This window comes from Komagataeibacter xylinus, assembly GCF_031081985.1.
Classification (GTDB): domain Bacteria; phylum Pseudomonadota; class Alphaproteobacteria; order Acetobacterales; family Acetobacteraceae; genus Komagataeibacter; species Komagataeibacter xylinus_E.
On sequence record NZ_JARWSK010000001.1, the window covers coordinates 618,280 to 644,719 of the forward strand.

Here is a 26,440-nt window from a genome sequence, read left to right on the forward strand (position 1 = left end):
CCAATGGAACAGCACGCAACCGGCCGGGCCGGACGGATCGACCGCATCATACGCGAACACCTCGCCCCGGTGGAACTCACCATCCACGATGACAGCGCCCGCCACGCCCACCACGTGCATGTGCGCGACAACGGCGTGCAGGCAGGCGAAAGCCATTATAACGTGCTGATCGTAAGCCCTGCCTTCGAGGGCGTGGGCCGCGTGCAGCGCTCGCGCCTGGTGCATGACCTGCTGGCGGGTGAATTCGCGGGCGGCATGCATGCGCTCTCGCTCGTGCTGCGCACGCCCGCCGAGCACGCGCGGATGGCCACGGCATGAAGCCCGCCTTTCCCTTCGCCACGCGGCGGCTGATGATGGGGGGCCTGCTCACACTGCTCGCCGCCTGCGCGGGCACGCCTGCCACCACATCGCCCAATCAGGCTGATGACATCGCCCGCGTCGAGACCTACCTCAACACCTCACGCGGGCTGCAGGCCAATTTTGTGCAGACATGGCCCGATGGCGGCAAGGGGCAGGGGGTCATGCATTACGACCCCGGCCGCCTGCGGCTGGATTATGCAACACCGGGCTCGATGAAGCTGGTGGCGGCAAGCGGGCACCTGCTGTTTGTCGATCACCGGCGCGAATCGGTCACCCGCATGTCGCTTGGCCGCCAGCCGCTCGGACTGCTGCTCGACCAGCCGGTGCACCTGTCTGGCCAGATTGCGGTGACAGCGGTGCAGCACGGGCAGAACAGCCTGCAGGTCTCGCTGGGGCGGCGCGACAGCGAATCGCAGGGCATCCTGACCCTCGGATTCGCGGATATCGGGGGCAAGCTGTCGCTGCTGGTCATTGAAATGACCGATGTCGAGCGCCAGCATATCCGCCTCGACCTGACCGATACCACGGTCAGCGGCCAGTCCTGGCCTGACGCAATGTTTACCCTCAGCGCCAGTAACTGACCGCAGGGCGGCGCGCGGCTTTACTCCCGCGCGCCGCGAATCGGGCCGAGACAGGATTCCCATGTTTCGGCCAGGGCGGCATCCACGTCCTCCATGCACACCCGCCTGCCCAGCTTCGCCAGGCTGGTCACGCCGTATTCGCTGATGCCGCAGGGCACGATTCCGCCAAAATCGCTCAGATCGGGGTCAACATTGATCGCGATTCCGTGCCAGCTCACCCAGCGTGAGACGCGCACGCCAATCGCCGCGATCTTTTCCTCCCGCCCCGTGGCGGGGTCGACCACCCACACGCCAATACGATCCGCCCGGCGCTCGCCCGCCACGCCAAAGCGGGAGAGGGTGCGGATGATCCATTCCTCCAGCGCATGAACATAGGCCCGCAGGTCACGCGGGGGCACCATGGCGCGCGGGCGGGTCAGGTCGAGCATGGCATAGGCCACGCGCTGCCCTGGGCCATGATAGGTCCACTGCCCGCCACGCCCGGCCGGGTAGGTCGGGTAGCCGCGCGGGTTAAACAGGTCCGAATCCTTCGCCGAGGTTCCGGCGGTGTAGGTGGGAGGATGTTCGAGCAACCACACACGCTCGGGGGCGGTGCCTGCCCGAATTCCGCGGGCCTGGGCCTCCATTTGAGCCAATGCGGTGGGGTAGGGCACCTGTTGTGACGCTTTATCCCATAAAAATTCATTTTCGGTCATTGCCCGTTCGTCTTTCATCAGCTATACGCCCATTCATCGTCATGACGGTATCGCTCACTCGATGCTCGTTGTCACGTTGCGGCCATGGCGGAATGGTAGACGCGCAAGCTTGAGGTGCTTGTGGGGGCAACCCCGTGGAAGTTCGAGTCTTCTTGGCCGCACCACTGATTTTCTCCTGAAAATTGATGCAAAACAGACACATCACCCCCACGGGGGCAGGTGTGTTTCTGCGTGCGCGGAATTTAAATTGCCTGCTCCCTGCAACGCCCTGGCGGGAAGGGCGTTTGGGATCATGTCATGAAAAAGTCATAATTATTCCTCATTGAATGCGCCACTCTACAGCAGGATGACACACCCCGCAGAGCAGCAACCCGGACTGGCCAGCATGTTACAAATGATGTCGATTGCGCCATCATTGGCGACGAGGCATGGCAATAGTGATTTAAATCATGTTTGGTCCTGATGAAGCACGCTATATCCTTACACATCTGGCAACACCCTGATCCCTGTCATCATTATAAATGGGTGGTCAGCCGGGATTGCCTGCTTCTGCTATGCATCTTGAGGTAAATATTAGTGATTAAGCCCCTTAAAAAAGCCGTATTGCCGGTTGCCGGCCTTGGCACCCGTTTCCTGCCCGCAACCAAGTGCGTGCCCAAGGAAATGCTCACCGTCGTCGATCGCCCGCTGATCCAGTACGCCATCGACGAAGCGCGTGAAGCCGGGATCGAGGAATTCTGCCTCGTGTCCAGCCGGGGCAAAGATTCCCTGATCGACTATTTCGATATTTCCTATGAGCTTGAAGACACGCTGAAGGCCCGCAAAAAGGCCTCCGCACTGAAGGCGCTCGAAGCCACGCGCGTAACCCCGGGGTCCATGGTGTCCGTGCGCCAGCAGGAGCCGCTTGGCCTTGGCCATGCCATCTGGTGTGCGCGTGAGTTCATTGGCAACGACCCGTTCGCCATCCTGCTGCCCGATGACGTGGTGCAGAGCGAGAAGTCCTGCATCGGCCAGCTGGTTGAAGTCTACAACAAGACCGGCGGCAACGTGCTGGCCGTGACCGAAGTGCCCCGCGAGCAGACCGGCAACTATGGCATCCTCGACATTGGCGCGGATGATGGCAAGACGGTTGAAGTCAAGGGCCTGGTTGAAAAGCCCGACCCCAAGGACGCGCCCTCGACCCTGTCGGTCATTGGTCGCTACGTGCTGACGGCAGACGTGCTCAAGCACCTTGCCAAGCTCGAAAAGGGTGCAGGCGGCGAAGTGCAGCTGACCGACGCCATGGCCAAGACCATTGGCCACGTGCCGTTCCACGGTTACCGCTACGAAGGCAAGCGCTTCGATTGCGGCAGCAAGCCGGGCTTCCTTGAGGCGCAGATCGCCTTCGCCCTCGCACGCGAGGACCTGGCGGGCGACGTGCGGGAATTCCTCAAAAAGTATAAATGAGCTTCAGGCACCATTTCGATCCCACAAGCCTGCGGGAATACGACATCCGTGGGGTTGTGGGCGAAAGCCTGACGCAGGACGACGCCTATGCCATCGGCCGCACCTTCGGCTCCATGGTGGCACGGGCTGGCGGCTCGACCGTCGTTGTCGGTTATGACGGACGCCTGTCATCCCCCGCCCTTGAGCATGCGCTCGGGGCAGGGGCCATGGCGTCTGGCATGACCGTGCTGCGCATCGGGCGTGGCCCCACGCCGATGCTCTATTTTGCCGCGACCACGCTGGGGGCCGACGGCGCGATTATGGTAACAGGCAGCCATAACCCGCCCGACCATAACGGCTTCAAGATGGTGCTCGGCAACAGACCATTTTTTGGTGAACAGATCCGCGAACTGGGCCGACTGGCCGCAGGCGGCGATGTCGTGGCCGAGACCACCGGCACCACGCGCGATGTAAACGTGATTCCCGCCTATGTAGAGCGCCTGCTGCGCGACTGGGACGGCACGGACCGCCCCCTCAATGTGGTGTGGGACAGCGGCAATGGTGCCGCGGGCGAAATCCTGTCGCTACTGGTGAAAAGACTGCCGGGCCGGCACCGCATTCTCAATACTGAAATTGACGGCACGTTTCCCGCCCATCACCCTGACCCGACCGTTCTGGCCAACCTTGAGCAGCTTATTGCGACCGTGAGGGAAGAGGGGGCTGATCTGGGCCTGGCCTTTGATGGCGATGCCGACCGTCTTGGCGTGGTGGACAATACCGGCACCGTGCTGTGGGCAGACCAGCTTCTGGTTATTCTGGCGCGTGACATCCTGCGCGACCATGCGGGGGCCACGGTCATTGCCGATGTCAAGGCAAGCCAGGTGCTGTTTGACGAGATTGACCGCGCTGGCGGCACGCCGCTGATGTGGAAGAGCGGGCATTCCCCCATCAAGATGAAAATGGCCGAGACCGGCGCACCGCTGGCAGGCGAAATGTCAGGTCATTTCTTTTTTGCCGATCGCTGGTACGGATTTGATGACGGGCTCTACGCAGCACTCCGCCTGCTGGGCATTGTCTCGCGTCTCAGGCGCCCGCTTTCGGATGTGCGGCGGGACCTGCCCACTGCCATTTCCACCCCTGAACTGCGTTTTGCCTGCGCCGATACCCGCAAATTCACGGTAATTGCCGAAGTCGCCGCCCGGCTGGAACGCAGCGGGGCATGCGTCTCCACCATTGATGGCGTACGCGTCACCACGCCGGATGGCTGGTGGCTGCTCCGCGCCTCCAACACGCAGGCGGTTCTTGTCGCCCGGGCGGAAGGCACGAGTGCTGCCGGACTGGAACGGCTGAAGACCGCGATCACAGCACAACTGGAAGCATCCGGCCTTCGCGCGCCCGATTTTTCAGGCACGCCCGCCCTGCATTAATCAATGCTGCCGGGCGAACGGCTAAAGACTGTTTGAAACAGCCTGAAATAATAAAAGTTTTTGGTGAAGCTTTTTTCAAGAAGCTTTGAAAGACGTCGCCTTTTTGAAAAAAGACGACGCCCAAAAACTTTTCTTTCTTATCAAAGATTTATTTTTAAACAGTTCCTTATTTGCCCAGAAAACGACGCAGACCCAGCCCCTGCGCGCGCTCATGCAGCACGGAAGGCTGGTAGGCGATGGAAATGATTTCATGCGCCTGCTGCCACACCGCCACGTCTTCCGCCCGGTCGGTCTGCACGGTGGTCACGCCACAGCGGAGCAGGAACTCATACTGGTCGGGCAGCGGCGTGCCGGTGGCCCGGATCTCGCCGGTAAAGGACAGATGCTCGCGCAGGGCGCGCGCCTGCGTAAATGCCCGCCCATCGCGAAACGTGGGGAAGCTCACCGCGACCAGCGCCAGACGGGGCAGGGCAGGGCGCAGCACAGCCACGTCCACATCCGGCCCGATGGTAACCCCAAGCGGCGCATCCTTCGGGCGGGCCAGCCCTTCCTCCAGCCGGTCAAGCGGCACGATCACGGCACCTGCGGGCAGGGCTTCGCCTGCAATGGCCTGCGCCCAGCGGTCTTCGGTCACATGACCATTTTCAAGCAGGGGCATAGACGGCATCCTTGAAGCTGGCGGCGCCAAGGCGCCGGTAGGTATCGATAAATGCCTCGCCTTCGTTGCGAAGCACAAGGTAGGTGTCGATCAACCGGGCGATGGCATCAACCGTTTCATCCTCCGGCAGGGCCGGGCCGATGATCTGGCCAATGGCCACGTCATTTTGCGCCGAGCCGCCGAGGGTAAGCTGGAAAAACTCCTCGCCGCGCTTGTCCACGCCCAGAATGCCGATATGGCCCGCATGGTGATGCCCACAGGCATTGATGCAGCCCGAGATGTTGATGCGCAGGGTGCCGATGTTTTCCTGCAGTTCGGGGTTGGCGAAGCGCGCGCTCAGCTTCTGGGCAATGGGGATGGAGCGCGCATTGGCCAGCGCACAGTAATCTAGGCCGGGGCAGGCGATGATATCACCAACCAGCCCGATATTGGGCGTGCCCAGCCCGGCACCGTCAAGCCTGAGCCAAAGGTCGCGCAGCCGGTCCTTGCGCACATGGCCAAGCACCACGTTCTGCATGTGGGTGACACGGATCTCGCCAAACGAAAACTCATCGGCCAGCGCCGCGATCAGGTCCATCTGGTCGGCGGTGACATCGCCGGGAATGCCACCATCGGGCTTGATGGAAACGACCGCGCTGATGAAGCCTTCATGCCGGTGGGCATGGGTGTTGGTGCGCACCCAGCGGTCAAAGCGGGCATCGGCCTTGCGGTCGGCCTCGAGCGTCTGTGCCGCGTCAGCTGGCGCATCCAGGGCAGGGATGCCGAAGCGGGCGCGAATGCCTTCCACAATGGCGGGGTCCAGCCGGTAATCCGCGCGGTTCATCTGGGCGAATTCGGCATCGACCTTCTCGCGGAACTGCTCCACGCCCAGCGCCTGCACAAGGATCTTGATCCGTGCCTTGTACATGTTGTCGCGCCGCCCATAGGCGTTATACACGCGCACCACGGCCTCAAGGTAGGCCAGCAGGTCTTCCTCGGGAAGGTTGTCACGCAGTTTAACGCCAATGATGGGCGTGCGGCCAAGCCCGCCGCCTACGAACACATCGAACACTGGCCGCCCGTCCGGGCCGGGATGGGCGACGAGGCCGATATCATGGAACCGGGCAGCCACGCGGTCATACGGGCTGCCACTGATGGCGATCTTGAACTTGCGCGGCAGGAACGAGAATTCCGGGTGCAGCGTGGACCACTGGCGCAAGATCTCGGCGTGGATGCGCGGATCGAGCAGTTCATCAGCGGCGGCACCGGCAAATTCGTCACAGGTGACGTTGCGGATGCAGTTGCCGCTGGTCTGGATGGCATGCATGTTCACGCCCGCCAGCCGCTCGAGGATGTCGGGCGTATCTTCCAGCCGGATCCAATTGAACTGGATGTTCTGGCGCGTGGTGAAGTGACCGTAATCGCGGTCATAGGTGCGGGCGATATGCGCGAGTTCGCGCATCTGGTCCGACCCCATCATGCCATAGGGCACGGCCACGCGCAGCATGTAGGCATGCAGTTGCAGGTACAGGCCGTTCATCAGGCGCAGGGGCTTGAATTCGTCCTCGGTCAGGTCGCCCGCCACGCGGCGGCCCACCTGCTCGCGGAACTGGGCCACGCGCTGCGACAGGAAGGTGCGGTCCACCTCATCATAGGCGTACCGGCCAACCGGCAGGGTTGCGGTGTCAGTGGACATGGGGCGTCTCCACGGGGGCGAAATCAGGGTGCACGGTCGGCCCGAAGGCGCGGATGCGCTCGCGCACGGTCAGCGGGGTGATCTGCGTGGCATCAGGGTCAAGCTGCACGCCATAAATGCCCACCACGGTGTTCGTATCCGCCGCCCTGGCCTGCTTTATGGCGTCTTCCACCGCTGCATTGTCAAACACGCGGGCCTGGCCGATCGCCTCCGACCAGCCCTGCGGCGCAAGCCACACGATACGGCCATCAAGCAGCCGGTTGGCGGTAATGACGCTGGCGCCGGTCATGTCCCGGCGGTTGTTCCTGACATCCACTTCTGAACCGATCCCTTTCAGGCAACGGGCATGTAACTGCCTTAAACTGCTGTAAATGGGTGCACGACCAAGGCCCGCACACCCATTTTTTCAAATCCGGTAATGCAATACCGGCATGCCTGCAACAGGGCATGCCGGTTGCAGCATTCAGGATGTCTGGCGCCGTGATGCAGCATCGAGACGGATGGCATCCGTGATGTAAGTCGCAAGCCGGGCGGCTGTCTCGTCACGCGTTGCATCGGTGGTCCCGACCCGCAGATCGGGCTTCGCCGGGGCTTCGTAAGGCGCATCCACGCCCGTAAAGCCCTCGATCTTGCCCGCACGGGCGGCGGCATACAGCCCCTTGGGGTCGCGCTGCTCGCAGGTGGCCTGTGGCGTGTCGATGAAGATTTCATGGAAACCCTCACCCACGATCTGCCGCGCCAGTTCACGGTCTGCCACGGTGGGCGAGATCAGCGCCACGATCACGACCTGCCCACTCTCGGCCAGGATGCGGGCGACAGCTGCGGCACGGCGCACGTTTTCACGCCGGTCGGCCTCCGAGAAGCCGAGGTCCGAGCACAGGCCAGCGCGCAGCGTATCGCCATCGAGCACCGACACGTCGATGCCACGGGCAAACAGGCGGTTCTCCGCCTCACGCGCCAGCGTGCTCTTGCCCGCACCCGGCAGGCCGGTCATCCAGAACACGCCGCCACGGTGGCCCTTGGCCTGCGCACGGTCCCACAGCGAGACGGCGCTGCCGGTGGGGTGGATGGCGTTGCGGCCTGCAACGCTCTCGGCCACCCCGATCAGCGGCGCGCCACCCACGATCTGCTGGTTGCGGTCCACCAGCACGCCACGCCCGTCAGCCGTGCCGGGCACGAACGGGTCGAACAGCATGGTTTCCGACACGGCCAGCGTAATCTCGGCAAAGCCCTCGGGCGGCACTTCCTCGGCAGGGTGTTCGGTCAGGTCTTCAAGCCGCACGACCGAATCAATGGCCGCTACGGTGACCTGATGCTCGGCCGTGGCAAGGCGCAGCCTGAAGCTCTCGCCCACGCGCAGCGGCTCCTGGCGCAGCCAGAACAGGCGCGTACGGATGCGCGCAGCCCGCAGCGGCGCGTGGTTGGCAGGGAACAGGAAGTCACCCCGGTCGGGGATCACGTCCGGCTCAAGCGTTACGGCCACGGACTGGCCCGCGATGGCTGCCACCTGCGGGGCGGTGTGCCAGCTTTCAATACTGGCGATGCGCGCTTTTGCGCCATGCACGCCAATGACCACCTCATCACCCACGCGGATGCGCCCGCGCTCGATGCGGCCCACCACGATGCGCTTGGTGTCAAAGCGGTAGACATCCTGCACCGGCAGGCGCAGCGGCAGGTCGGCGCGTGACGAGGGGGCAGGGACGGCGGCAAGCGCCTCGGTCAGGGTCGGGCCCTTGTACCACGGCATCTTGTCCGAGCGCGAGGCCATGTTGTCGCCCTCGCGCGCGGATGCGGGCACGAACACGGTCGGCTCGATTTCAAGCTGGTGCAGCAGCTTGGTGATGTCGCGCTCGGCGGCCTCGACCTTCTTCTGGTCGTAGTTGAAGATATCGACCTTGTTCATGAACACGATCACATGCCGGATGCCGATCAGGCGCAGCAGCATGGCATGGCGGCGGGTCTGCTCCTGCGCGCCCTCATTGGCGTCAACCACCAGCACGGCGGCCTCGGCATCGGCGGCGCCCGTAATCATGTTGCGCAGGAACTGGCGGTGGCCCGGCGCATCCACGATCACGAACTGGCGGTTGCCCAGCTTGAAGGGAATGCGCGTGGAATCAACCGTCACACCCTGGTCGCGCTCGATCTGCAGGCTGTCGAGCAGGAAGCTCCATTCAACCGTCAGCCCGCGCTTCTTGCTGGACTCGATGATCTGCGCCACGCGCCCTTCGGGCAGGCTGTCGGTATCATACAGCAGGCGACCGATCAGGGTGGACTTGCCATGATCGACATGGCCCACGATCACGATGGGGGTTGCGGCATCCTGCGGGGCAGGGGTCGGGATTGTATTCATTGTCTGTAACTCCGTCCTGTCCGCTCAGAGGTAGCCGGCCACGCGCAGGCGCTCGAAGGCATCCTCGGATTCATGATCCATGGCGCGGCCTGCGCGCTCGGATGTGCGCGAGGTTTCAAGCTCGGCAATCACCTCGGCCACGGTCGAGGCATCGCTCTCGATCGGGCTGGTAATGTCCTGATCGCCCAGCGAGCGGTAGCGCTTGCCCTCCTTGGAGAAATAGAGGTCAACCAGCGGAATGCCCTCACGCTCGATATAACGCCAGATGTCGATCTCGCGCCATGACAGCAGGGGATGCACACGCACATGCACGCCCGCCTCGTGCGGGGTGGCGTACTGGTCCCAGAATTCAGGGGGCTGGTTGCGCACATCCCATTTGTGGCCCGAGCCTCGCGGGCTGAACACGCGCTCCTTCGCACGGGTGGCCTGTTCATCGCGCCGGATGCCCGCGATCACGCCTGCCAGCTTGTATTTGTCGATCATCGCGGCAAGGCCTGCGGTCTTGCGCGCGGCGGAACGGGCGGCAGGCGGCAGGGTGGGGTCGATTTCCTCAACTGGCGGGCAGTCGCCGAGCAGCAGCTCGAGGTTCCACTTCTTGGTATATTCATCGCGGAATTTGTACATTTCCGGGAATTTCTTGCCGGTATCGACATGCATGACCGGAAACGGCACGCGCCCGAGGAAGGCCTTGCGCGCCAGCCAGAGCATGACGTTTGAGTCCTTGCCCAGCGACCACAGCATCGCCAGCGGCTTCAGCTTGCGATAGGCTTCACGCAGAATGAAGATGCTCTGGGCCTCGAGTTGGTCGAGATCGTCCATGGAATTACAGACCTTCCGTAACAGGAAAGAAAACGGGAGAAACCGCGCACCCCGGCGCGGGGGCGGCGGAAAAGGAAATCATGCGCCCTGACTGGCTGGCTTGCGCATGTGTATGCCGCATTCGGTCTTGGCCTTGCCTGCCCAGCGGCCCGCACGCGGGTCGGCTCCTTCGCCCACGGGGCGCGTGCATGGCGCACACCCGATGGAAGGATAACCGCGCAGCGTAAGCGGGTGGCGCGGCAGGTTGCGGCGCGTCATCTCGGCATCAAGTTCGCGCGGCGTCCAGGCAATGAGGGGGTTGAGCTTGATCTTGCCGCCCGGTGCATCCTCGATCACGGGCAGGCCCTGCCGTGTAGCCGCCTGCGTGCGCTTGCGCCCCGTAATCCACGCATCGAACGGGATCATGGCCTCATCCAGCGGCTCGACCTTGCGCAGAGCGCAGCAGGCATCGGGGTCAAAGGCCCAGAGTTCCGCCGTGGGGTCGCGCTTTTCAAGCTGTTCAGGGTTGGGGTGCAGGTCGCGCACATCGCTCAGGCCCAGCACGCGGGCGAGTTCGTGGCGGTAGGCCAGTGTCTCGGGGAAGTGCTGCCCCGTTTCAAGGAACAGGACCGGCACGGCAGGATCGATTTCAGCCGCAAGGGCCAGCATCACAGCAGACTCCGCCCCGAAGGAGGACACCAGCGCGATCCGGCCGCGCAGCCGCGTCAGGGCGACACGCAGCACGTCGGATGCGTTTTCGCCAGCCTGCTTCAGTTCAGCCACAATATCCGCATCGATACGCATAATGTTCCCCGCACCCGATTTACACTAGGCCATAGCGTTCTTTTCACGCCACACCTACTCCTGGCGGAGTGTAAAATCAAGGGAAAGGCATAATTTATACGTATTCTGATGCGTATTTCATATATGTCCCCCCGGCATGGCAGCTCCGGGGGCGCGAAACCACGGCTAACGGCTCATGAGCACCACGATATCGCTGTTTTCAAGCATATGGCGCGTCACCCCACCCAGGATCATCTGGCGCAGGCGGGAGTGGGAATAGGCCCCCATTACCAGCATGTCGGCATTGAAATCATGGGCTGCGGCGAGCATTTCCTCGCCCACGGGGCGTGTATCACTCCCGAATTCGTGAATATTGGCCTCGATGCCATGCAGCGAGAGGAAAGAGCGCACATGCCGCGCCTCCGGCCCGGGGCGCTGGTAGGCGGGGCTGTAGAGAATGCATACCGCCTCCGCCCGGCGCAGCAGGGGCAGGGCATGATGGATAGCCGATGCAGCCTCCGACGTACCATTCCAGCCAATGCAGATGCGCTTACCGATGGTTGGCGGTGCTACAGGCGGGGCAATGATGACCCCGCGCCCGCTTTCAAACAGGATGGCGTGCAGGGTCTCGGATGATGAGACATCGCCTTCCGGGTTGGGCTGGCGCAGCACCACGATATCGGACAGCCGCGCCTGAAACGACACCACGCTGCGCGTATGCCCGCTATGGGCAATGAAACTGGCCGAAAGCGCATGCATGTTACCCGGCGAAAGGGGGGAGTCCACCGCCACGACGGGAATGTTCTCACGCCGCGTAAAGGCATCGAACAGGCCGCGCACCTCATGCAGGCGCTCGGAACTTTCCTTCAGCGCGGTGGAGATCATGTCCTGCACCATTACGCCGGACATGCCTTCGCCCACCAGCGGGCCGACTTCCTGCATGTCGGTGCCGACATGCAGCACGGCAAGATGCGCATCGAACATACGCGCAATCACGCCACCCACATGCAGCGCACTCTGCGCGTGGCTTGCGCCACCGAGCGGCAGCAATATCCTACGCACACACATCTGATGAGCCTCCTGATCCGTTTGGGTGGCGTTGCAGACACCCGTTACCGAACAAAACGGATCAGGCGGCCTTAAGTTCTGCCCTCAGGGATAAAGGCGCTCGGTCTGCCACCCGTCGGGCGTGCGGTCCCACACGGCGCGGTCATGCAGGCGGTAGGGGCGATCCTGCCAGAACTCGAAGTGCCGGGGCACAAGGCGGAAGCCACTCCAGTTGGCGGGGCGGGGAATGACGGCGTCGGGGTCGGGGTAGCGGGCCTCGAGGTCCGCCACCGCCTTTTCAAACACGGCGCGGTCAGCGAGCGGGTGCGACTGGTTTGAGGCAATCGCGCCAAGCCGTGAAATCCTGCTGCGGCTGGCAAAATAGGCATCGGCCTCAGCCGGGGTGACGGGTTCGACCGGCCCTTCGATACGGATCTGGCGGCGGATGCTCTTCCAGTGAAACAGCAGGGCGGCGTGCGGGTTGGCCTTCAGCTCGGCTGCCTTGCGGCTGTTGAGATTGGTGTAGAACACGAAGTCCCGCCGGTCGGCGCCCTTGAGCAGGATCATCCGCACCGAGGGGCGCCCTTCGGCGGTGGCGGTGGCCAGCGCCATGGCGTTGGGGTCGTTGGGTTCATGGGCCGTGGCATCCGCCATCCAGGCCGTGAACAGGTCGAACGGGTCGGCGGCGAGGTCGATCAGGGGTGAGGTCATGGGCTCCGTCCGCTGGGCGTTTCGCGCCTGCCACCTGGCCGGGCGACGGGATGCGAAACATATGGAAACATAAGGTAAGTTACCGTGTGACAAATATTAGCTACAATTAGAGCATTCGGCATCTTGTCCGAAACGGCAGCTTGTGCAACCACGAGGCCGAAAATTTCATCCGTCATTTACCAGTTTAAGGATAGCAGCATGTCAGACGGCGCGCCCAAAATCGCCATCAAGGGTTCAATGATGAAAGGCAAGCGGGGCCTTGTCATGGGTGTTGCGAATGACCGCTCCATTGCCTGGGGCATCGCGCGCGCCGTGGCCGAGCAGGGGGGCGAGCTGGCCTTCACCTATCAGGGCGAGGCGCTGGGCAAGCGCGTGCGCCCGCTGGCCGAGACCGTGGGCTCGACGCTGGTGCTGCCCTGCGACGTGACCGATGATGCCGCGATGGACGAAACCTTCGCCGCCATCGAGAAGGCATGGGGCAAGATCGATTTTCTCGTTCACGCCATTGGCTGGGCGGACAAGCAGTTCCTGCGCGGGCGTTATGTCGATACCCCGCGTGACGCCTTCCTCAAGGCGATGGACATTTCGTGCTATTCCTTCACCGCCGTTGCCCGCAGGGCTGCCGCCATCATGAACCCGAACGGCTCGCTGCTCACGCTCACCTATCTGGGTGCAGAGCGCGTGATGCCGCATTACAACGTGATGGGCGTTGCCAAGGCGGCACTCGAGGCTTCGGTGCGCTACATGGCGGTTGACCTTGGCGGGGATGGCATCCGCGTCAACGGTATCTCGGCAGGCCCCGTCATGACGCTGGCGGCCAACGGCATCGGCGATTTCCGCTACATCCTGAAGTGGAACCAGTACAACTCCCCGCTCGAGCGCAATGTGTCGCTTGAGGAAGTGGGTGGTGCGGGGCTGTACATGCTCTCCGACCTGTCGGGCGGTGTGACGGGCGAGATCCATCACGTTGATTCCGGCTACCACATTGTCGGCATGAAGAACCCCACCGCACCGGACATTACGGTCGCGGGTAACTGATCGCGGGAAGTCTGCCCTCATGTCGTACAACACCTTCGGCCACATGTTTCGCGTCACCACCTGGGGGGAAAGCCATGGCCCTGCCATTGGCTGCGTGATTGATGGCTGCCCGCCGCGCATCCCGCTGGATGTAGGCGATATCCAGCCCTGGCTGGACCGGCGCAGGCCGGGGCAGTCAAAATTCACCACCCAGCGCCAGGAGGCCGATCAGGTCGAGATCCTGTCCGGCGTGTTCGAGGGGCAGACAACCGGCACGCCCATCTCGCTGCTGATCCGCAATACCGACCAGCGCTCGCGTGATTATGGCGACATCGCCACCCGCTACCGACCCGGCCATGCCGATGTGGCGTATGACACCAAATACGGCATCCGTGACTATCGTGGCGGGGGCCGTTCTTCGGCCCGCGAAACGGCCATGCGCGTTGCCGCAGGCGCCGTGGCGCGCAAGGTGCTTGGCGCGGGCGTGCGCATTCGGGGCGCCATGGTGCAGGTCGGCCCGCACGGCATCGACCGCGCGCGGCTGGACTGGGATCTGGTCAATGCCAATCCACTTTTCTGCCCCGATGCGCAGGCGCTGCCCGTTTGGGAAGATTACCTGGCCGATATCCGCAAGAAGGGGTCTTCCATCGGTGCCGTGATCGAGGTAGTGGCCGAGGGCGTGCCGGCGGGGCTGGGCGCGCCGATCTATGGCAAGCTTGATTCGGATTTGGCCATGGCACTGATGAGCATCAATGCCGTCAAGGGCGTTGAAATTGGCGAAGGCTTTGCCGCAGCCAGCCTGACGGGCGAGGAAAATGCCGACCCCATGCGCATGGAAGAGGGCAGGCTCCGTTTTGCATCCAACCATGCGGGCGGGGTGCTGGGCGGCATTTCAACCGGGCAGCCGCTGGTGGCCCGGTTTGCGGTCAAGCCCACCAGTTCGATTCTGACACCCGTTCCCTCGGTTACGCGGGAAGGGGAGAATGTGGACGTGATGACAAAGGGGCGGCATGACCCCTGTGTTGGCATCCGCGCCGTGCCGGTGGGCGAGGCGATGATGGCCTGCGTGCTGGCCGATCACCTGCTGCGCCACCGGGGGCAGGTGGGAAGCTAGGCTCCCCACCACAGGCTGTTCAGCCTTTAAGCTTCGCGTCCAGCGTAATGGTCGCGTTGAACAGCTTCGACACCGGGCAGCCCGCCTTCGCCTTCTCGGCCAGTTCCTTGAACTGGGCTTCGTCAGCGCCCGGAATCTCGGCTTCCAGCGTCAGTATGGCATGGGTGATGGCAAAGCCTTCGCCCTGCTTGTCGAGCACAATCTCGGATTTTGCATCGAGCGACTTCGCCGTAAGGCCCGCACCGCCAAGAATGCCGGACAGCGCCATGGCAAAGCACGCCGCGTGGGCCGCGCCAAGCAGTTCCTCGGGATTGGTGCCGGGCTTGTCCTCGAAGCGGGTGTTGAAGCCGTAGGGCTGGCTTTTCAGCACACCGCTCTGGGTCGAGATTTCGCCCTTGCCGTCCTTCAGGCCGCCTGACCAGTGGGCCGTCGCAAATTTCGTAATCGCCATTGTGCTTCAAGTCCTTCATGCAGTTGCATCATGGGCGCATCCGGCACCCGGGGGTGACGGTTATCCCTAGCACTGGGCAACCGGCCCGTGGCCCCAAAGTTGCATCACGATGCATTTGCCACCGGTTGGGTCTTGCAATATGCGCCCAAAACGGCCATATCCCGCCACGGTCCCGCGTTGGGGCCAATTCGCACGTGAAGCCGAGACCTCTGGTGTCCTTGCAATACAGGGCGTGCTTCACGGAGGATAAACCAGACACAAGGATTTAGCCGACATGGCGATGCCTGAATTCACAATGCGCCAGCTGCTTGAAGCCGGCGTGCACTTCGGTCACCACACCCGCCGCTGGAACCCGCGCATGGCGCCGTACCTGTTTGGCGTGCGCAACCAGGTCCACATCATCGACCTGCAGCAGACCGTTCCCATGCTGGACCGTGCGCTCAAGGCGATCCGTGACACCGTGGCCGGTGGTGGCCGCGTGCTGTTCGTGGGCACCAAGCGCGCCGCTGCCGAGCAGGTGGCCGAAGCCGCCAAGCGTTGCGGCCAGTATTACGTCAACCACCGCTGGCTCGGCGGCATGCTGACGAACTGGAAGACCATCACCGGTTCGATCAAGCGCCTGCGCGGCATTGACGAGATGCTGGAAAATGGCACCCAGGGCCTGACCAAGAAAGAAGTCCTGGACATCACCCGCGACCGCGAGAAGCTTGAGCGTTCGCTCGGCGGCATCAAGGAAATGGGCGGCCTGCCCGACATCCTGTTCGTGATCGACACGAACAAGGAAAAGCTGGCGGTCGAGGAAGCCAACAAGCTGGGTATCCCGGTTGTGGCCGTGCTGGACAGCAACTCCGACCCGCGTGGCGTGACCTTCCCGATTCCGGGCAATGACGACGCCATCCGCGCCATCGCGCTGTATTGCGAGCTGGTTTCGTCCGCCGTGCTCGATGGCATCTCCGCCGAGCTGGGCGCATCGGGCGAGGACTTCGGTGCATCCGAGGAACTGCCGGTCGACCCCGCCGTGGAAACGGCCGTGACGGAAGCCGCCGCAAGCGCGGAATGAAAACGGGCGCCGGCGTGGCCCCGGCCCGCTGGCGCAACTGACACAGCAAGGACACGCCCCGCCCGCTTGCGGGGCGTGCGCCTGTCGTGATGGAGTATCAGCATAATGGCGCAAATTACCGCAGCGCTCGTCAAGGAACTTCGTGAGAAGACCGGCGCGGGCATGATGGACTGCAAGAAGGCCCTCAACGAAGCCGAAGGCGACATCGAGGGTGCGATCGACTGGCTGCGCAAGAAAGGCCTGTCGGCTGCTGCCAAGAAGTCCGGCCGTGTTACGGCCGAGGGCCTGGTTGGCGTGGCGCAGACCGATCTGAAGGCCGCCATGGTCGAGATCAACGCCGAGACCGACTTCGTTGCCCGCAACGAGCATTTCCAGAACTTCGTGTCCGAAGTGGCGCATGCCGCACTCAGCGTGGGCGATGATCTGGAAAAGCTCAAGGGTGCCGTGCTGAAAAGCGGCCGCACCGTGGCCGATGAACTGACGCACCTGATCGCCACCATTGGCGAGAACATGTCCATCCGCCGCGCACGCGTGCTGAGCGTGCCCTCGGGCGTGGTCGCCACCTACGTGCATGGCGCGGTCAGCCCCGGCCTGGGCAAGATTGGCGTTCTGGCCGCTGTTGAAGCGCCTTCCGCCAGCGAAGCGCTTGAAGACCTCGGCCGTCGCATCGGCATGCATGTCGCAGCCACCCGTCCGGCGGCACTCGATGTTGACAGCGTTGACCCGCAGTCGCTCGAGCGCGAGCGCGCGGTGCTGGTGGAGCAGGCCAAGGCTTCGGGCAAGCCCGATGCCATCATCGAGAAGATGGTCGATGGCCGCATCCGCAAGTTCTACGAAGAAGTGGTACTGCTGGAGCAGGTCTGGGTGCATGATGGCGAAAGCCGCGTGCGCAAGATCGTTGAGAAGGCTGGCGCCAAGCTGACGGGCTTCGAGCGCTTCCAGCTCGGCGAAGGCATCGAGAAGGAAGACAACGACTTTGCCGCTGAAGTGGCGAAGGCTGCCGGCAACTGATAAGTTGCCGGTTTCCGGTTTTCTTTTAACAAGGGCGGGGGCTTCCTGATGGAATGGGAGGCACCCGCCCTTGTGCTTTCTGCCGCACCTTACGGCGAGGGCAGCGCCATCGTGCATGTGCTGACCGGTGAGCACGGCCTCTATCACGGTCTTGCCCGTGGCGGCTCGTCAAGCCGGGGGCGTGCGGTCTGGCAGACCGGCAACCTGGTGCGCGCGCGCTGGGTGGCGCGGCTGTCCGAGCAGTTGGGCAACATCTCGGCCGAAGTGGTGCATGCCTCGGCCGCGCGCATCCTCGATGATCCGCTGCCACTGGCCATGCTGGCCTCGCTCTGCGCGCTGGCCGATGGCTGCCTGCCCGAGCGCGAGCCACACCCCGCCATTTTTCAGGGGCTGGCGAGCCTGCTGGCGCGGATCAGCCTCGACCCGCAATGGGCTGCAGCCGAAGCCATGCCCGAAATCGTGCGCTGGGAACTGATGCTGCTCTCCGATCTTGGCTTTGGCCTCGATCTTGGCTGCTGCGCCCTTGGTGGCCCTGCTGATGACCTGCGCTGGGTTTCGCCCCGCACGGGGCGCGCGGTATCAGACGAACGGGCAGGAGAATGGCGCCAGCGCCTGCTGCCGCTGCCCGGCTTCGTACTGCACCCCGATGAGATTGGCACCTCGCAGGACTGGTATGACGGCCTGCGCCTGACCGGGCATTTCCTGCAACGCGATGCGTTTGGCCAGCGTCACCGCCCGGTGCCCGAAGCACGCTTCAGGCTGCTCGACCTGATCGCGCGCGAGGCTGATATCACGCCGCCCGAGGCCCCGGCAGAGACAACGCCCACGCCGCCGGGCTGATACACCATTGGACAAACCGTAAAGTTTCGCTATCTGTTCACCTGCGGGAGGAAGATTGCATGCCTGTGGACCCAACAGTCGGCCATATTGAAGATACCAAGCTGGCCGATGCGCTGAGCCAGCGCTACCTGGCCTATGCCATGTCGACCATCATGTCGCGCTCGCTGCCCGATGTGCGCGACGGGCTCAAGCCCGTGCACCGGCGCATGATCTATGCCATGCAGCAGCTCAAGCTTGACCCCACGGCGGGCTTCAAGAAATGCGCCCGCGTGGTGGGTGACGTGATCGGTAAATACCACCCGCATGGCGATGCCTCGGTCTATGAGGCGCTGGTAAGGCTGGCGCAGGATTTTGCCGTGCGCTACCCGCTGGTGGAAGGGCAGGGCAATTTCGGCTCGATCGACGGCGATAACGCCGCCGCCATGCGCTACACCGAATCCCGCCTCACCGCCGTGGCCAAGGCCCTGCTTGAAGGCATTGACGAGGATAGCGTCGATTTCCGCCCCACCTATGATGGCGAGGAGCAGGAGCCGGTCGTGCTGCCTGCCGCTTTCCCCAACCTGCTGGCCAACGGGGCGGCGGGCATTGCCGTGGGCATGGCAACTTCCATCCCGCCACATAACGTGGGTGAGATCTGTTCAGCCGCCCTTGCGCTGATCCGCAAGCCCGCCACCACCACGCTTGAACTGCTCGAACACATGCCGGGACCGGATTTTCCCACCGGCGGCTCCATTGTGGAGGATCGCGACGCCATTGCCCGCGCGTATGAGACCGGGCGCGGCTCCTTCCGCATCCGCTCGAAGTGGGACGTGGAGCAGGGCCGTTTCGGCACATGGCAGATCGTGGTGACCGAGATCCCGTATCAGGTGCAGAAATCACGCCTGATCGAGCAGGTGGCCGATCTGATGGAGCAGAAAAAGCTCCCGCTTCTGGCCGATATCCGCGATGAAAGCACAACCGACATCCGCCTGGTGCTCGAGCCCAAGTCGCGCGGCATCGAGCCTACCGTGCTGATGGAAACACTGTTCCGCGCCACCCAGCTTGAAAGCCGCTTTGGCCTGAACATGAACGTGCTCGGCGCCGATCAGGTACCCGGAGTGCGCAGCCTCAAAGAGGTGCTGCAGGCATGGCTCGACCACCGCCATGACGTGCTGCTGCGCCGCAGTACCAACCGGCTGCAGGCGGTCAACCGACGGCTGGAAATTCTTGATGGCTTCCTTGCCGTCTACCTCAACCTTGATGAGGTCATCCGCATCGTGCGCGAGGAGGATGACGCCAAGGCAGCGCTGATGGCCACGTTCAGCCTGACCGAACTGCAGGCGGACTCCGTGCTCAACATGCGCCTGCGCAGCCTGCGCCGGCTGGAGGAAATGGAAATTCGCGCCGAGCATGCCAAGCTGAGCGCGGAAAAACAGTCCCTGCAGGACCTGCTGGGCCAGGAAGGGCTGCGGTGGAAGCGCATCGCGGCTGAAATCAAGGACATCCAGAAGAACTTTGGCAGTGGCCTGCTCGGCGCCCGGCGCAGCATGCTGGCCGAACCGCCGCCAGAGATCGATGTGGAAGCGGCCCTGCCGGTCGAGCGCGATCCGCTGACGGTCATCCTGTCGCAAAAGGGCTGGATCCGCACCGTGCGCGGCCATGGTCAGGACCCGCAGGCCCTCAAGTTCAAGGAAGGCGACGGGCCGGGCATGGCGGTGGAATGCCATAGCAACGACCGGCTATGCGTTTTCGCCACCGATGGCCGCGCCTTTACGCTGCGCGTGGCCGACCTGCCGCGTGGCCGGGGCGATGGCCAGCCGCTGCGCCTGCTGATCGACCTGTCGAATGATGAAGACATCATCACGATGTTCCCGGTTGATGACAGCGCCAAGCGCCTGCTGGCCTCAAGTGCCGGGCGTGGCCTTGTCGTGGCGGAATCGGCCATGACGGCGGAAAAACGCACCGGCAAGCAGATCCTGAACCTCAAGGAAAACGAAAGCGCACTGGTCTGCGCACCGGCAGACGGCGATCATGCGCTGGTGCTGGGGCAGAACAGGCGCATGCTGGTCTTCCCGCTCGCGCAGTTGCCGGAAATGACCCGCGGCCTTGGCGTGATCTTGCAGAAATACAAGGAAGGCGGCCTGCGTGATGCCGTGGTGTTCACGGCGGCAACCGGCCTGGCCTGGCCCGATCCCAACCGCACCCGCCCCTTTGCCGATGTGAAGGAGTATGTGGGCAAGCGCGCCGATACCGGCAAACCGGCCCCCACCTGGGCCACCCGCAAGCCCAAGGGCTGAAAAGAGAAAAGTTTCTGGTGAAGCTTTTTTCAAAAAGCTTTAAGGAACGCCGCCTGTGTCAAGACAGGCGGCGTTTTACTTTTCATCCATGCCCGGTTGCGGCGGATGGAACAGTCCGTCGGGCAGGAAGGCGCTGTCCTGCGGCTGCGCAGCATCGGGCTGGCTCAGATCAAGGTCATGCCACACGCCGCGCGTCATGATCTGGGCGGGGCGGAAGCGGGCCTTGTAGGCCATCTTGTGGCTCTCGCTGATCCAGTAGCCCAGATACAGATAGGGCAGGCCGAGCGTGCGGGCATATTCGATCAGGTGCAGCACCGCGAACGTGCCCAATGAAAGCGAGGGTGTGTGGGGGTCAAAAAAATCATAAACGGCGGACAGCCCGTCATCAAGCTGGTCCACCAGCGCCACGCAGACCAGGCGGCCCACCGTGTCGCGGAACTCGATCATGAAGGTCTCGACCGTCGTATCCTCGATCATGGCGCGGTAATCGGGGAAGGTCATGGAGGCCATGTCGCCCCCGTCATGCCGGGTGGCCTGATAGGCGCTGAACAGGTTGAACTGCTCGGGCGTGGCATGGGGCGGCACGCGCACGCCCGATAGCGCGTCATTGCGCGCAAGCACGCGGCGCTGCGTGCGGCTGGGCGCAAAGCGGTCCACCGGCACGCGTATGGGCGTGCAGGCGGTGCAGTTGGCGCAGACAGGAGCATAGGCAATGGTGTGGCTGCGCCTGAACCCCGCGCGTGACAGGCGGTTATGGAACGGCACGGCCTCGGGGCCGCCAATTTCGGTCACGACCTTGCGCTCCATGCGGCCCGGCAGGTAGGGGCAGGGCATGGGGGCGGTGGTATAGAACAGCTGTGGATGCCGTGGCGATGTGTAGGTCATGCGCTCTTCACCAGCCGGAAAACGGAAAAGGACAGCCCCGCAAACCGGAAAGACAGACTGCCCGTATGCTTATACGGTTATCATATCCTCCCGGTTGCAGGCATCAACTATCCGGCGGCAGGCAAAAGAGCGCTTTCCGGCCGGATCAGGCGCGCAGCAGGCGGGCCGCGTCGAGCGCAAAATAGGTCAGCACGCCATTGGCGCCCGCCCGGCGGAAGGCCATCAGGCTTTCCAGTATCACGCGGTCACGGTCGAGCCAGCCATTCTGTATGGCGGCCATCAGCATCGCGTATTCACCCGAGACCTGGTAGGCGAAGGTCGGCACCGCGAATTCCTGCCGCACGCGCGCAATGATGTCCAGGTAAGGCATGCCGGGCTTGACCATGACCATGTCGGCGCCCTCGAGCAGGTCCTGTGCGACTTCGCGCAGGGCTTCGTCGCTGTTGGCGGGGTCCATCTGGTAGGTTTTCTTGTCACCCGTCAGCAGCCCGCCCGAGCCGAGTGCATCACGGAAGGGGCCGTAGAAGGCGCTGGCATACTTGGCGGCGTAGGACATGATGCGGGTATTGACCAGCCCGCTACCATCAAGGGCGGTGCGGATGGAGCCGATGCGCCCGTCCATCATGTCGGACGGGGCGATGATGTCGATGCCCGCCGCCGCCTGATTGACCGCCTGGGTGACCAGAATCTCGACCGAGGGGTCGTTGACCACGTAGCCATCCTCGATCAGCCCGTCATGGCCATGGCTGGTATAGGGGTCGAGCGCCACATCGCCGATCAGGCCGATTTCAGGGAATTCCTTTTTCAGCAGGCGGGCGGCGCGGCACATCAGGTTATCGGGGTTGGTGGCCTCGGTCCCGGCCTCATCACGCAGGCTGGTGGGGGTGATGGGGAACAGGGCGAGGGCAGGGATGTCGAGCTTTGCTGCCGGTTCGACATGGGCTGCCAGCCTGTCAAGGCTGACACGCTGCACGCCGGGCATGGAGGCCACGTCAGTTACCGCGTTGGTGCCCTCGGTCACGAAGATCGGCCAGATCAGGTTATCGGTCGAGAGCGTGTTTTCAGTAACAAGCCGCCGGGTAAACCGGTCATGCCGGTTACGCCGCAGCCTTACATTAGGAAACTGACCGATGCTCATCCAATCCAACTCCAGTGAGGTAAAGGGAGACCGACTATGAGCCGCCCGCAGCCTCGTGCCAAATTATGATGCGGTAACACTCACTCGCCATCGTGCATGGCAGGCATGTTCTGGCCCAGCCTGCTGTGCCGCATGCCATACAGGCCGTACACCACCAGCCCGATGGCCAGCCACACCACCAGCCGCAGCCAGGTCAGTCCATCAAGCGAGACCATGACCGCAAGGCAGCATACAATGCCCGCAACGGGCACCACCATGCCGCCGGGCACGCGGAACACGCGCGGGCGGCCGGCCTCGCGCACGCGCAGCACCATAACCCCCACGCATACGATAACAAAAGCCAGCAGCGTGCCGATCGAGGTCATGTTGGCCAGTTGCATAATGGGTAGGAAGGCGGCCATGATTCCGGTCACCACCATGAAGAACAGATGGCAGGCCACAGGCGTGCCCCAGCGCGCATGCGTGCGGCCAAACATGGGCGGCAGCAGCCCGTCGCGCGACATGGCGAAGAACACCCGGCTCTGCCCCAGCAGCATGAGCAGCATGACCGACAGAAACCCGCATATCACCCCAACCTTGACCGCAGCCTTGAGCCAGACAAAGGGGGTCTGGTCGATGGCAGTGGCCACGGGGGCGGCATCGCCTGCAAGGTCGCGGTAATTGACCAGCCCCGTCAGCACGAACGAGAAGCTGATATAGACCAGCGTGCAGATGGCCAGCGTGCCCATCAGCCCGATGGGCATGGCGCGGCCGGGGTTGCGGGTTTCCTGCGCTACGGTGGAGATGGCGTCAAACCCCAGATAGGCGAAGAACACCAGCCCCGCCGCCCGCATGATGCCTGACAGCCCGTAATGCCCGAACTCACCCGTATTGGGGGGGATGAAGGGCGTGTAATTGGCGACCTTGATGTAGGGCAGGCCAAAGCCGATGACGGCGGCAATGATGACCAGCTTGACCACCACAATCACACCGTTGAGCCGCGCGGATTCGGAAATGCCGCGCATGAGCAGGACAGACAGCGCGAAAATGATGAACACGGCAGGCAGGTTGGCCAGGCCATGCACGGGCTGGCCATCCGCCATGCCCACCACCTCGAACGGCGAGGCCATGAAGCGGGGATCAATATGGATGCCCCAGCCCTCAAGCAGCGAGCGCATGTATCGCGCCCAACTGACCGACACGGCAGAAGCACCGACCGTATATTCGAGCACCAGATCCCAGCCGATGATCCAGCCCGCCAGCTCGCCCAGCGCCGCATAGGCATAGACATAGGCACTGCCTGCCGAGGGAATCATCCCCGCAAGTTCGCCATAGCACAGCCCGGCAAAGGCGCAGGCAATGGCGGCCACCGCGAAGGACACGATCACCGCAGGCCCGGCATTATTGCCTGCGGCGATGCCGGTCAGCGAGAACAGGCCCGCGCCAATGGTGCCCCCCACGCCCAGGGTCAGAAGGCTGCCAATCCCCAATACGCGTTTCAGCCCCGCGTCAGGGGCCGGGGCGCCAACGGGCAGCCTGCGCAGCAATGCGCGCCTGATGTCCGTGCTCATGGGGTCACACCTGTCATGCCATGGGTGGGTGCATGGGGGGGAACAACGGTCAAATCAGCCTCTCTCAGTCATTTTGGCGTTGTCTAAACGCCACGATATGGCGCACATAGCAGGCCTGTCCCCATAGGTGTCATGTCCGTTTGCCCAGCCGGAAATGACAGACGATAATTTGATGGAGAACCATACCGGTGTCGGACCCTATCAGCCAGAGTGACCTCAAGCAGTTTTTCCGCGCCCCCCTGACCGAAGCCGACCCCGATGTCGCCGCCATGATTGATGCGGAACTCGTGCGCCAGCGCGACGGGATCGAACTGATCGCCAGCGAGAACATGGTCTCGGCCGCCGTCATGGCCGCCCAGGGCAGCGTCCTGACCAACAAGTATGCCGAAGGCTATCCCGGCCGCCGCTATTATGGCGGCTGCGTGGAAGTGGACAAGGTCGAGACCCTGGCCATCGAGCGCGTGAAGAAGATGTTCGGCGCCGAATTCGCCAACGTGCAGCCCCATTCCGGCGCCAATGCCAACCAGGCGGCGTTCATGGCGATGGTCAAGCCGGGCGATACCGTGATGGGCATGAGCCTTGCCGCCGGTGGCCACCTGACGCATGGCGCGGCCCCCAACTACTCGGGCAAGTGGTTCAATGCCGTGCAGTACGGCGTGCGCAAGCAGGACGGCCTGCTCGACTACGAGGAAATGGAGCGCCTGGCCCGCGCCGAGAAGCCGAAGCTGATCGTGGCCGGTGGCTCCGCCTATCCGCGCATCATCGACTTCGCCCGCTTCCGCGCCATTGCCGACGAGGTGGGTGCCTACCTGATGGTGGACATGGCGCATTTCGCGGGCCTTGTCGCAGCCGGGCTGTATCCTTCGCCAGTGCCGCATGCGCATGTCGTGACCTCGACCACGCACAAGACCCTGCGCGGCCCGCGTGGCGGCCTGATCCTGACCAACGACGCCGACCTGGCCAAAAAGATCAACTCCGCCGTGTTCCCCGGCCTGCAGGGCGGCCCGCTCATGCATGTCATCGCGGGCAAGGCCGTGGCGTTTGGCGAGGCGCTGCGCCCCGACTTCAAGACCTACCAGCAGGCCGTGGCCAGCAATGCCCGCATTCTGGCCGAGACGCTGGTCAAGGCGGGTTTTGACATCGTGACCGGCGGCACCGACTGCCATCTGATCCTTGTTGACCTGCGCCCCAAGGGCGTCACGGGCCGTGCCGCCGAGCGTGCGCTTGAACGCGCGGGCATTACCGCCAACAAGAACGCCATTCCCTTCGACCCCGAGAAGCCTGCCATCACCTCGGGCATCCGCCTGGGCAGCCCGGCGGCCACCGCGCGTGGCTTTGGCGCAGCCGAGTTCCATGAAATCGGCCTGATGATCGACGAAGTGCTGACCGCCCTTGCCAAAACCCCCGGTGAGGAAGGCTGCGAGAAGACGGAGCAGGCCGTGCATGAGCGCGTCAAGGCGCTGTGTGCCCGCTTCCCCATCTACGCCTGAACATGAGGCACGCCCGCCCCGGTTAAAAACGGGGCGGGCCTTTACGCCGGGCTGCTGACGGCCCGGGCAAAGCGCACCGCCGTATGCCCGCGCGCGGGGCGCAGGTTGGGCATGACCAGCATGCACCGGTCATAGGGCGTGCGGATCTCGTCACGTCCATCATGCGCGACAAGCGTGCCCCGTGCGGGCAGAACCTGCCCGCCACGGAACGGGGCTACGAAACGGAATGCGCCGGTGCGCGCCGTCACCACATCCGTCACCACCATATCGCGTTGTGGCACGGACGCGGCGGGAGCGGGCACGGGCAGGCCGCAGCATGGCCCGATCAGGGACATGACCGCCTGCATGGCGCGGCTTACCGTGCTTTCATGCCAGTGCTGGCCTGCCTCAAGCAGGCAGGCGGCGGCGGGACCTTCATCGCTGAAGCGGGGATGATCGATCAGCCTGCATCCGCTCCGGTGCCCCTGATCGGCCACGGCTGTCGTAATCCCGCCAATACGCTGCGCCATCTGCCGCCCTGCCGTGGCAAGTCCTGACAGGACCAGCGGATCGCCCGGCCACAGCATGGAATGCAGGTCAAGCAGCCTGTCCGCCGTCAGGATAACGGGCAGCAGCACCCGCGCGCGATCGAGTTCATGCGCGCTGCGGGCGCTATCCAGCGTGGCTGTCGACCAGACGCGGTTCATGTCTTCATCCACGCAGCGTGCCCTTACGGGGTCGCGCGGATCAAAGAGGTCCATGGCCTCGGGGTTGGCGAATATGAAGGACAGGCGGCCCGAGCGCGGGCGGATGCGCGCACGCAGCAGGCGGTCGAGCACGATGGCGCCCGAGAATTCATTGCCGTGTATCAGGCTGACACACACGATATGCGGCCCCGGCCTGCGCGCCTCGTAATGCATGACGCCGGGTATGCCGCAATTCCCCGCCCGCCATGGCGTGATATCGGGCGGGGAGAGGTCAATACGCCATCGGGGCAGGGGCTGGGCTGGCGGCGGCAGGCGGTCAAGAAACGGCGTGGGTCGCGTCACGCGCACCGGCAGCGGCGTTTCATCCGGCCCGCATGTCATGCCGCGGGCTGCCCGCCGGGGCGCAGGCCTG

Annotated in this window: 25 protein-coding genes and 1 tRNA gene; 12 read left to right on the plus strand and 14 right to left on the minus strand. The window is 63.7% G+C overall.

What is annotated here, in order from left to right:
* Positions 1–3 precede the first annotated feature (3 nt).
* Complete coding sequence (locus QEG70_RS03125; protein WP_308719444.1) at positions 4–318, plus strand: BolA family protein; 315 nt, start codon at positions 4–6, stop codon at positions 316–318.
* The gene (locus QEG70_RS03130) at positions 315–941 is read left to right on the plus strand and encodes a LolA family protein (protein ID WP_308719311.1); all 627 of its coding nucleotides are present in this window, start codon (positions 315–317) and stop codon (positions 939–941) included. Before QEG70_RS03125 ends, QEG70_RS03130 begins: the two co-directional genes overlap by 4 nt.
* 20 nt (positions 942–961) lie before the next feature.
* Here the strand turns inward: QEG70_RS03130 and lipB are convergent, their stop codons facing one another.
* On the minus strand, positions 962–1,654 hold the full coding sequence (gene lipB / locus QEG70_RS03135) for a lipoyl(octanoyl) transferase LipB (protein WP_308719312.1): 693 nt from the start codon (positions 1,652–1,654) through the stop codon (positions 962–964).
* A 60-nt stretch (positions 1,655–1,714) separates the two neighbouring features.
* Between lipB and QEG70_RS03140 the strand changes: the two genes are divergently transcribed.
* From QEG70_RS03140 to pgmG, 3 genes are all read left to right on the plus strand, one after another.
* A tRNA-Leu gene (locus QEG70_RS03140) sits at positions 1,715–1,800 on the plus strand.
* 412 nt (positions 1,801–2,212) lie between these two features.
* Positions 2,213–3,082, plus strand: coding sequence for a UTP--glucose-1-phosphate uridylyltransferase GalU (galU, locus tag QEG70_RS03145; protein ID WP_374762533.1), 870 nt, complete (start codon positions 2,213–2,215; stop codon positions 3,080–3,082).
* Complete coding sequence (pgmG, locus tag QEG70_RS03150) at positions 3,079–4,488, plus strand: phosphoglucomutase/phosphomannomutase PgmG (RefSeq protein WP_308719313.1); 1,410 nt, start codon at positions 3,079–3,081, stop codon at positions 4,486–4,488. Before galU ends, pgmG begins: the two co-directional genes overlap by 4 nt.
* Before the next feature lie 166 nt (positions 4,489–4,654).
* Here pgmG and QEG70_RS03155 read toward each other — a convergent pair whose 3' ends face one another.
* The 8 genes from QEG70_RS03155 to pdxH form a co-directional block, all read right to left on the minus strand.
* Complete coding sequence (locus tag QEG70_RS03155; protein ID WP_308719314.1) at positions 4,655–5,146, minus strand: DUF934 domain-containing protein; 492 nt, start codon at positions 5,144–5,146, stop codon at positions 4,655–4,657.
* A complete protein-coding gene (locus tag QEG70_RS03160) occupies positions 5,133–6,821 on the minus strand; it encodes a nitrite/sulfite reductase (protein WP_308719315.1) in 1,689 nt (562 codons plus the stop codon). Before QEG70_RS03160 ends, QEG70_RS03155 begins: the two co-directional genes overlap by 14 nt.
* Positions 6,811–7,137 (minus strand): DUF2849 domain-containing protein, encoded by a 327-nt coding sequence (locus tag QEG70_RS03165; RefSeq protein ID WP_308719316.1) that lies wholly within the window; start codon positions 7,135–7,137, stop codon positions 6,811–6,813. The genes QEG70_RS03160 and QEG70_RS03165 overlap by 11 nt, the downstream gene beginning before the upstream one ends.
* Before the next feature lie 147 nt (positions 7,138–7,284).
* Positions 7,285–9,171 (minus strand): adenylyl-sulfate kinase, encoded by a 1,887-nt coding sequence (gene cysC, locus QEG70_RS03170; protein ID WP_308719317.1) that lies wholly within the window; start codon positions 9,169–9,171, stop codon positions 7,285–7,287.
* Between the two features lie 24 nt (positions 9,172–9,195).
* Positions 9,196–9,990, minus strand: coding sequence for a sulfate adenylyltransferase subunit CysD (gene cysD / locus QEG70_RS03175; RefSeq protein WP_308719318.1), 795 nt, complete (start codon positions 9,988–9,990; stop codon positions 9,196–9,198).
* A gap of 78 nt (positions 9,991–10,068) precedes the next feature.
* The gene (locus QEG70_RS03180; RefSeq protein WP_308719319.1) at positions 10,069–10,773 is read right to left on the minus strand and encodes a phosphoadenylyl-sulfate reductase; all 705 of its coding nucleotides are present in this window, start codon (positions 10,771–10,773) and stop codon (positions 10,069–10,071) included.
* 165 nt (positions 10,774–10,938) lie between these two features.
* On the minus strand, positions 10,939–11,820 hold the full coding sequence (locus QEG70_RS03185; protein ID WP_308719320.1) for a universal stress protein: 882 nt from the start codon (positions 11,818–11,820) through the stop codon (positions 10,939–10,941).
* Positions 11,821–11,904: 84 nt separating this feature from the next.
* Positions 11,905–12,510 (minus strand): pyridoxamine 5'-phosphate oxidase, encoded by a 606-nt coding sequence (gene pdxH / locus QEG70_RS03190; protein ID WP_308719321.1) that lies wholly within the window; start codon positions 12,508–12,510, stop codon positions 11,905–11,907.
* Between the two features lie 198 nt (positions 12,511–12,708).
* Between pdxH and fabI the strand changes: the two genes are divergently transcribed.
* Complete coding sequence (fabI, locus tag QEG70_RS03195; RefSeq protein WP_308719322.1) at positions 12,709–13,548, plus strand: enoyl-ACP reductase FabI; 840 nt, start codon at positions 12,709–12,711, stop codon at positions 13,546–13,548.
* A gap of 19 nt (positions 13,549–13,567) precedes the next feature.
* On the plus strand, positions 13,568–14,641 hold the full coding sequence (gene aroC / locus QEG70_RS03200) for a chorismate synthase (RefSeq protein ID WP_308719323.1): 1,074 nt from the start codon (positions 13,568–13,570) through the stop codon (positions 14,639–14,641).
* A 19-nt stretch (positions 14,642–14,660) separates the two neighbouring features.
* Here the strand turns inward: aroC and QEG70_RS03205 are convergent, their stop codons facing one another.
* On the minus strand, positions 14,661–15,092 hold the full coding sequence (locus QEG70_RS03205) for an OsmC family protein (RefSeq protein WP_308719324.1): 432 nt from the start codon (positions 15,090–15,092) through the stop codon (positions 14,661–14,663).
* Positions 15,093–15,366: 274 nt separating this feature from the next.
* On the opposite strand from QEG70_RS03205, the gene rpsB reads away from it, so the two are divergent.
* The 4 genes from rpsB to parC all read left to right on the plus strand — a co-directional run bounded on the left by rpsB (position 15,367) and on the right by parC (position 20,279).
* Complete coding sequence (gene rpsB, locus QEG70_RS03210) at positions 15,367–16,152, plus strand: 30S ribosomal protein S2 (protein WP_308719325.1); 786 nt, start codon at positions 15,367–15,369, stop codon at positions 16,150–16,152.
* A 105-nt stretch (positions 16,153–16,257) separates the two neighbouring features.
* Positions 16,258–17,163 carry a translation elongation factor Ts gene (gene tsf, locus QEG70_RS03215; RefSeq protein ID WP_308719326.1) on the plus strand — a complete coding sequence of 302 codons (906 nt, stop codon included), beginning with the start codon at positions 16,258–16,260 and terminating at the stop codon, positions 17,161–17,163.
* Between the two features lie 48 nt (positions 17,164–17,211).
* Complete coding sequence (gene recO, locus QEG70_RS03220) at positions 17,212–18,003, plus strand: DNA repair protein RecO (RefSeq protein WP_308719327.1); 792 nt, start codon at positions 17,212–17,214, stop codon at positions 18,001–18,003.
* 59 nt (positions 18,004–18,062) lie between these two features.
* Positions 18,063–20,279: a DNA topoisomerase IV subunit A gene (gene parC, locus QEG70_RS03225; protein ID WP_308719328.1), complete on the plus strand. Its 2,217-nt coding sequence runs from the start codon at positions 18,063–18,065 to the stop codon at positions 20,277–20,279.
* Between the two features lie 75 nt (positions 20,280–20,354).
* Here parC and QEG70_RS03230 read toward each other — a convergent pair whose 3' ends face one another.
* The 3 genes from QEG70_RS03230 to QEG70_RS03240 form a co-directional block, all read right to left on the minus strand.
* Positions 20,355–21,164 (minus strand): arginyltransferase, encoded by an 810-nt coding sequence (locus tag QEG70_RS03230; protein ID WP_308719329.1) that lies wholly within the window; start codon positions 21,162–21,164, stop codon positions 20,355–20,357.
* 145 nt (positions 21,165–21,309) lie between these two features.
* Positions 21,310–22,302: a porphobilinogen synthase gene (gene hemB / locus QEG70_RS03235; protein ID WP_308719330.1), complete on the minus strand. Its 993-nt coding sequence runs from the start codon at positions 22,300–22,302 to the stop codon at positions 21,310–21,312.
* Between the two features lie 80 nt (positions 22,303–22,382).
* A complete protein-coding gene (locus QEG70_RS03240) occupies positions 22,383–23,852 on the minus strand; it encodes an amino acid permease (RefSeq protein WP_308719331.1) in 1,470 nt (489 codons plus the stop codon).
* Positions 23,853–24,052: 200 nt separating this feature from the next.
* Here QEG70_RS03240 and glyA point away from each other — a divergent pair, with 200 nt between their 5' ends.
* Positions 24,053–25,342: a serine hydroxymethyltransferase gene (gene glyA / locus QEG70_RS03245; RefSeq protein ID WP_308719446.1), complete on the plus strand. Its 1,290-nt coding sequence runs from the start codon at positions 24,053–24,055 to the stop codon at positions 25,340–25,342.
* A 41-nt stretch (positions 25,343–25,383) separates the two neighbouring features.
* Here glyA and QEG70_RS03250 read toward each other — a convergent pair whose 3' ends face one another.
* Positions 25,384–26,409 carry a M14 family metallopeptidase gene (locus tag QEG70_RS03250; protein WP_308719332.1) on the minus strand — a complete coding sequence of 342 codons (1,026 nt, stop codon included), beginning with the start codon at positions 26,407–26,409 and terminating at the stop codon, positions 25,384–25,386.
* Positions 26,410–26,440 lie beyond the last annotated feature (31 nt).